General features: G+C 67.3%; 5 protein-coding genes and 1 pseudogene. 3 read left to right on the top strand and 3 right to left on the bottom strand.

Features of this window, described 5'->3' with window-relative positions:
• A pseudogene (locus tag ACFWF3_RS19010) lies at window positions 1-306 on the bottom strand (type III polyketide synthase); the annotation flags it as partial.
• Between the two features lie 451 nt (window positions 307-757).
• Between ACFWF3_RS19010 and ACFWF3_RS19015 the strand changes: the two are divergent.
• From ACFWF3_RS19015 to ACFWF3_RS19025, 3 genes are read left to right on the top strand one after another with little or no spacing between them, the layout of a single operon-like run.
• Complete coding sequence (locus ACFWF3_RS19015) at window positions 758-1,819, top strand: hypothetical protein (RefSeq protein WP_379314670.1); 1,062 nt, start codon at window positions 758-760, stop codon at window positions 1,817-1,819.
• Window positions 1,816-2,985: a sensor histidine kinase gene (locus ACFWF3_RS19020; RefSeq protein ID WP_378995306.1), complete on the top strand. Its 1,170-nt coding sequence runs from the start codon at window positions 1,816-1,818 to the stop codon at window positions 2,983-2,985. Before ACFWF3_RS19015 ends, ACFWF3_RS19020 begins: the two co-directional genes overlap by 4 nt.
• The gene (locus ACFWF3_RS19025) at window positions 2,985-3,590 is read left to right on the top strand and encodes a response regulator (RefSeq protein WP_378995351.1); all 606 of its coding nucleotides are present in this window, start codon (window positions 2,985-2,987) and stop codon (window positions 3,588-3,590) included. Before ACFWF3_RS19020 ends, ACFWF3_RS19025 begins: the two co-directional genes overlap by 1 nt.
• Window positions 3,591-3,673: 83 nt before the next feature.
• On the opposite strand, the gene ACFWF3_RS19030 is transcribed toward ACFWF3_RS19025, so the two are convergent.
• Together ACFWF3_RS19030 and ACFWF3_RS19035 are read right to left on the bottom strand one after the other, a co-directional pair.
• Window positions 3,674-4,495 (bottom strand): alpha/beta hydrolase, encoded by an 822-nt coding sequence (locus ACFWF3_RS19030; RefSeq protein ID WP_379314671.1) that lies wholly within the window; start codon window positions 4,493-4,495, stop codon window positions 3,674-3,676.
• Window positions 4,496-4,640: 145 nt separating this feature from the next.
• Window positions 4,641-6,527, bottom strand: a complete 1,887-nt coding sequence (locus tag ACFWF3_RS19035) for a thiamine pyrophosphate-binding protein (RefSeq protein ID WP_379314672.1) — start codon at window positions 6,525-6,527, stop codon at window positions 4,641-4,643.
• Window positions 6,528-6,715: the final 188 nt, after the last annotated feature.

The following is a 6,715-nucleotide window of genomic DNA, read 5'->3' on the forward strand; positions in this document are numbered from 1 at the left end:
GGTGTCCACGCCGTGCCGTCGATGCTTGCGCAGCAGGTCACCTTGCGACTCGGACCGGAACTGTCCCGCGTCGTCGACCGGCGGCAGGGTGAGATAGCGGTGCTCGATCCCGCCGTTGAGGAAGACACCGCGGATCTTCGGGTCGTCGATGGCCAGCAGATCGACCAGCTCGCGCTGGCTGTACCGCGTGGGCGGATTCGCCGACGCCACCCCGAGCAGGCGCGGTGTCGTCGATGTGGTGCCGGATTCGGTGTCGCGATCGGCGCCGTGCACGCGTCGCGCGAACAGATGCTCGATGGTTGTCATGATCGAGGTCCAATCTTGTGCAATAGACACCGCAAAGCCGCGAATGACGGCCTATCGCAGTTGCAGTCGAGCGAGAAACAACAGTGCTTGAAGCACGCATCGACGGTGATGTGCGCGTGGTATGGCGGCGATCGCCCGAACCTGCCCCCGCAAGGTCCCGGTCCCGGTATCTATGCCCCCGCGACCCGATGTTCAGCCCAAACCTACTGTCGCCCAATAGATTTCACCAGGCCCCAATTTCTTGGGGGATGAATTCGTTACCAGGTGACCGCCGCCCCGATGCATGGCCGATTCCCACAATCCCGCACGGTCTCGAACCACGGCTAGAGATAGATGTGGACATTCGTCGATGACGAATGTCATCGGTGAACGTCTACATTGGTTTCTGGCGGGCGGTCGCGGCTCGCGGAACAGTCATGGGGTGGTAGCGGTGATACTGGAACGTGCGCCCTTGTCGAACGCGACCCGGCCCGATCGGACCGGCGCCGCCCTCGGCGTGCTGCGTGGGCTGTCGGCGCGGATTCCCCGCGACGCCGTGGACATCGCCGCGGCGGGCACTGTCGTGGCCGCGCTCGCGCTCGGCACCCTGACGCTGATCGCGACCGTCACCACCGACACCGGGCATCGACCCGACCTCGCCGTCACCGCCGCTCTGCTCGCGGCGAGCCTGTCGCTCTACCTCCGTCACCTCGCCTTCGCTGTCCGCGACGCCGTCCCACCGGCAGCGCCCATCACCTCGGCGCTGCTGGCCGTGCTGGTGGTCGGGGCGGCGCCGGTCCTCGGTGTCGCGTGGCTGAACACCGTGCACATCGTGGCGGTGGTCGTCGCGCTGACGCTGCGACCCGTGCTCGCCCTGCCGATCGCGGTGGTGCTGATCGCCGCCGTCGCGCCGTCGGCGGCACTGCTCGGCGCGACCGAGCAGGAGGCGATCTGGTTGCTGGTCACGACCGCGATGCGGGTGGTCGCGGTCTACACGCTGGTCTGGATGGTCGTCGCGTTGCGCCGACTACGCAGTGCCGGTGCGGCGCTCGCCGAACAGGCCGTCGCCCGCGAACGACTGCGAATCGACCGCACGGTCACCCGAACTGTCCATACCGCACTGGTGGCGATCACCGAGTCCGCCGATCGCGCGGCGAGTTCCGCCGCGCGGAGCGACCATGTGTCGGCGCGCGCCGAACTCGGCGAGCTCGTCGCCACCTCGCGCAGCGGCCTCGCCCAGGCGCGGCAACTGATCCGCAGTGTCCAGCAGACCGACTTTCGCCGTGAGCTCGCTTCCACTACAACACTTCTCGCCGCAGCGGGCGTGGTTGCCCGCATCGACCTGCCCGCCGAAGGACCACCGGCACAGTACGAGGAACCACTGCGCGCCGAACTGCGCCACCTCCTGGCGCGGCTCCTGCGCGACGGGCCGACCGAACCGGTGCTGATCACTGTTCGCCAGGTGGGGGCACGCTGGCAGCTCGACTGCGCCATCGAGCCCAGAACCGCCACCACGGCAGGGGAACTCGGATGACCGAGGTGTCACGCCCGCTCCTCGGACCCTGGCTGGCGACCGCGCAGACCGCGCGGTTCCTCCTGGTCGGGACCACCTGCGCTACCGGTGCGCTGGCGCCCGCACGGGCGACCTTCGCCGGAACCGAGCAGGCAGGCCCGGCCTCGCTGTGGTGGATACTGGCGGTCGCCGTGGTCGCCGTGCACCTGTACCACGCGTTCGGCACCGTCGGCGCGGACCGCGAGCCCGGTAGCGCCGACGACCCTCGCCCGCGGGGCTGGCCCATGACCTTCACGCTGCTGAGTGGTCTCGTGTACCTACCGATGGTCTGGTCGCCGACGGCGTGGGGCATCAGCCAGGTGTTCTTCGTCGCCTCGGCCGCACTGCTCGTACGCGGCCTGCCTCGCGTACTCCTCTGCGCGGCCCCGATCGCCGTCACCGCGGTCGGCACGCTGTTCGCCGCCGACCGCATCGCGTCGCGTCACCCGGTGGCGGCCGCCATCGAGGTGGTGGTCGTGTTCACCGCCATCGCCGGGTGCCTCGTCGGCGTGGCCCTGCTGGTCCGCGCCGTGGCCCAACTCGAACGCACCCGCACCGATCTCGCCGAGCAGGCCGCGGGCCGAGAACGCCTTCGGGTCTCGCGCGACCTGCACGATCTCCTCGGGCAGAGCCTGTCGGCCGTCTCGCTCAAGGGCGACCTGGCCGCGGCGTTGCTGCCCAGCGATCCGGGCGCGGCACGATCGGAAATCGACGGCATCGCCGCACTCGCCCGCGAGACCCTGCAGGCGATGCGACGAGTCACCCTCGGCGAGCACACCATCTCCCTGCGCACGGAAGCCGCCGGGGCCACCGCCCTGTTGTCGGCCGCCGGGATCGACACCCACCATCACATCGATCTTCCGCCGCTGGCGCCCGAGGTCGACGACGCGTTCGCGTGGGCCACTCGCGAAGGCATCACCAATGTGCTGCGGCACAGCACCGCCCGCACGTGCTGGATCGAAGCCGGTCGGCGGGACGGCACGCTGTTCTTGGAGATCGTCAACGACGGGGCGCACCGCAAGCCGGGTTCCGGGAACGGCCTGTCCGGACTGGCGGAGCGGACGGCGGCGTTGTCGGGTACCGTGTCGGCGCGACACAGCAAGGACGGCCTGTTTCACTTGCGCGTCGAGATCCCAGGGGGGACATGATGATTCGCGTGCTCGTCGCCGAGGACATGCACATGATCCGGGGCGCGCTGGTGGCGCTGCTGTCCCGCGAGGAAGACATGGACGTGGTATCGGAACTGGACCGTGGCGACCATGTCATCGACGAGATCCTGCGCACGCGCCCGGATGTCGCGTTGCTCGACATCGACATGCCGGGCCTGGACGGACTCAGCGTCGCCAAGCTCATTCACGAACAGGTCCCCGAAACCCAGGTGCTGATCCTGACCGGACTCAGTCAGCCAGGCTATCTGCTGCGCGCCCTGCACGCGCAGGTGCGCGGTTTCGTCGTCAAGGACGCACCGGCGCAGACGCTGGCCGACAGTATCCGCAAGGTCGTCGCCGGCGAGCGGGTGATCGACACCGACCTGGTCGCCGCGGCCCTCGAGACCGGTACCAGTCCGCTCACCACCCGTGAGGCCGATGTGATCCGGGCGGCCGAGACCGGGATCAGCACCGACGAGATCGCCACCACGCTGTTCCTGTCACCGGCGACGGTGCGCAACTACTTGTCGAACGCGATCACCAAGATCGGTGGGCGCAACCGCATCGACGCGATCCGCATCGCCCGCAATGCCGGCTGGCTGTGAGCTCGACCGGTCGCGACAGCACCTGGCCGGGACGCCGGAAAACCCGACGGCACAGTGCCGTCGGGTTTCGGCGCTTCGCTGGTTCAGCGGGCGGCCGCGGTGATGGTCGCGACCACCTCGTCCGGATGTGACACCGGCGACGCGTGCGAGGACTTCACTTCACTGACCTGAGCTTTCGCGCGATCGGCCTGGAAGCGCTGCGCCGCGGGCGGCAGGATCTGATCCTCGGTCGAGATCAGGTACCACGACGGAGTCGACGCCCACGACGGGTCCCCGCTCGGCTCGGCCTGCGCGGCCGCGGAGGTAGGCCGCTGACGCGCGGCGAGCTGCGCCGCGACATCGGCGCTGACGTCCTGAGCGAAGACCTCGCCGAACTGTTCGGGTTTCAGCGTGACCTCGGCCCCGGTGTCGGTGGGCTTGATCTGCAACGCCGGACCGATCTTGCTGCCCGGGTATTTCGCGGGATCCGAGAGTGCTTGTACCGGTTCGCCTTTCGCCGGAGCGAAGCCCGCGATGAACACCGCGGACTTGACCTCCGGACGGTGCATATTGCTGATCACGGCACCGCCGTAGGAATGCCCGACCAGCACGACCGGCCCGGTGACATTCGCGATCGCCGAGGTGACGGCGGCCGCGTCCGAACTCGGTCCACGCAACGGATTCTCCGGCTGGACCACCTGGTAGCCCTGCGCCCGTAGTTTGCCCGCGACCGTGTCCCAGCTGGAACTGTCGGAGAACGAGCCGTGCACCAGCACGATGGTCGGCTTCGCCACGGCGGCAGCGGCGGTCGTAGTGGGCGCCGGCGCGTCGGCCGATTCGGTGTCGCTGCCGCACGCGGCAGTCGCGAACACCGCGGTCGCGGCCAGCAGTGTCATGACATTTCGGAGCCGGACAAGCTTGTGCATAGCGTTCCATTCTCGTAGGCGTCGGTCTCTCGACTGAGAATCGCAGTCCGCTCCGATGGCAGGTAGATACCGATGTGGACGGCGACCGATGGCAAATGTCACGGTCGCCGTCCACTCGGCAGCACAATCAGCTAACCCCGGGGGATCACGGAGGGCCGATATCGCGCAGCTTCTCCACGTATTCCGCGTCGGCACTCGACCTTTCGGCCAGCAGGACATCCACCGCGGGCGGCAGCGCCGGGGGCAGGGCAGGGGTGGTGCGAATATCGAGGACATAGGGCTTGCCGTCCGCGACGGCCCGGAATCCGCGTTCGATCGCGCGCTGCAGCTTGCGGCCGTCGTCGACCACCTTTCCGTCGATGCCGAAGGTCTTGGCGATGTCGACGAAATCCTGCTCGGGTTCGCCCAGGCTCAGGTAGGTCGCCGGATTGGTCGGCCGCCAGCCGTAGACGCGTTCGATCAGCCCGAGCCCGATCACCAGCGACGAATACTGCGCGTCGTTGACGACGATGTACAGCACCGGCAGATCGAATTTGGCGCTGGTCCACCAGGAATTGGTGTGGAACAGCGCCGAACCGTCGCCGATGACATTGACGATGTAGCGCTCCTCCCGCACGGCGAGGGAGAATCCGATCGACGCGGGCAACGAGAATCCCAGCGAACCACCCGAGGTGCAGAAATAGGCGTCCGGCGAATCGTACTGAACCACCTTCTGCAAGCTGCTGGCGATCGAGAACGCTTCGTTGAGTACGGTGATCGGCCGATCGAGCGTCTTCTGCACTTCCGCCAGCGCGAACGCCACCTGCTGACCGGGAATCGGCACAGGGGCGTCGACGACAGCGGTCTTCGATTCTTCCGAAACCACCGAGTCGACGGTCTCGAGTTCGGCAACCGCCGCCGAATCGAGCAACTGGAATTGATCGGCGTCGGCCGAGAACGCGGCGTCGCGTTGCGCACCGAGCCGCAGAATGTTCGCATTGCGCGCTTGCGCCGACGCGAGGTCGAAATGCGGGCTCGCGGCGATACCGGAAATGATCGGTGGCAGCGTCTTCTTGATGTCACCGAGGACACCGACCTCGGTGAAGTAGTTCTTGCCGATCTGCCACGAATCATTGTGCAGCGCCACCTGAACCAGGTCCGCGGGCAGGATCGGGCCCTTGTCCCACCGGAAGATCGAGATCTGGGCGTGCGAGTTCACCCCGATCAGGAAGATGGTGTCGTAGCCGCGCAACTGCATGTGGATGCCGTCTTGGATGGGTGCCAGTTCACCCTGCCAGTGCGGCAGGTCGTTCGGATAGTTCATCCGGCTCGCCTGGAACTCCGAGTACACGGCCGCGCCGAGCAGGTTCGCGAGACCTTCGATCTCCGGCCACGCGCCGGCCTCTCCGACGCCGTCGCCGACCAGCAGCACCGGATTGTTCGCGTTGGCGAGAGTCTCGACGGCCGCAGCGATCCCGGCCTCGTCGCCGGTCACCGCGTGCGCGATCCGAGTGGAGCGGGCCGGTTCCTGCAAGGTCGGCTGCTCGATCAGGAAATCCCACGGCACCGAGACGAACACGGGCCGGAACGGCGGCGTGAACAATTCTTTGAACGCACGCTGCATGACGAGCGGAATCTCGTCCGCGCTGCGGATCTCGTGTGCCCACTTCGTGTACTGGCCCGCGGTTCGGACCAGATCCGATCCCAGCAGCGGCTCCTGGATCAGCAGATCGCTGTGCTGCTGGCCGCACAGGACGAGGACCGGAATATTCGAGGTGTACGCGTCGAAAAGGTTTCCGACGATATTGGCGGCGCCGGGGGTGATGTGGACGAGTGCGACGCCGGGCCTGCCCGACGCGCGGGCATAACCCATCGCGGCGCCCATCGCGATGTTCTCGTGCAGGGTCGGGATGTACTCGACACCGTTCTCCGGAATGGTGGTGGCGTCGATCAGCGGGATTTCCTGGGTGCCGGGAACACCGAAGATGTACTCGATGCCGGCGTCGCGAATGTAGTCGAAGATGACATCGCGCCCTAGTTTGGGTGAACTCATTGCAGTCCTGTCATACGGTCGAGATCGGGAGATGTTCTCGGTGCCGGTCGCAGCCTGGCGATGCCCATTTCGCCCTGTTCGGGCAGCAAAAAAGCCCTGACCGATAGGCCGGGCTGATGGGGTCATCGAGAGTGCGCTGCGAGGGGCCGAGAAGCGGGGGTCACCGGCGTAAGCGCCGTAGAAAGCCC

It is taken from the genome of Nocardia sp. NPDC060220 (assembly GCF_042727815.1).
In the GTDB taxonomy this organism is placed as follows: Bacteria; Actinomycetota; Actinomycetes; order Mycobacteriales; family Mycobacteriaceae; genus Nocardia.

Excerpts from the sequence above, each read along its gene's own strand:
- ACFWF3_RS19035 (WP_379314672.1), bottom strand. The coding sequence starts at position 6,527 with ATGAGTTCACCCAAACTAGGGCGCGATGTCATCTTCGACTACATTCGC.
- ACFWF3_RS19020 (WP_378995306.1), top strand. The coding sequence starts at position 1,816 with ATGACCGAGGTGTCACGCCCGCTCCTCGGACCCTGGCTGGCGACCGCG.
- ACFWF3_RS19025 (WP_378995351.1), top strand. The coding sequence starts at position 2,985 with ATGATTCGCGTGCTCGTCGCCGAGGACATGCACATGATCCGGGGCGCG.
- ACFWF3_RS19030 (WP_379314671.1), bottom strand. The coding sequence starts at position 4,495 with ATGCACAAGCTTGTCCGGCTCCGAAATGTCATGACACTGCTGGCCGCG.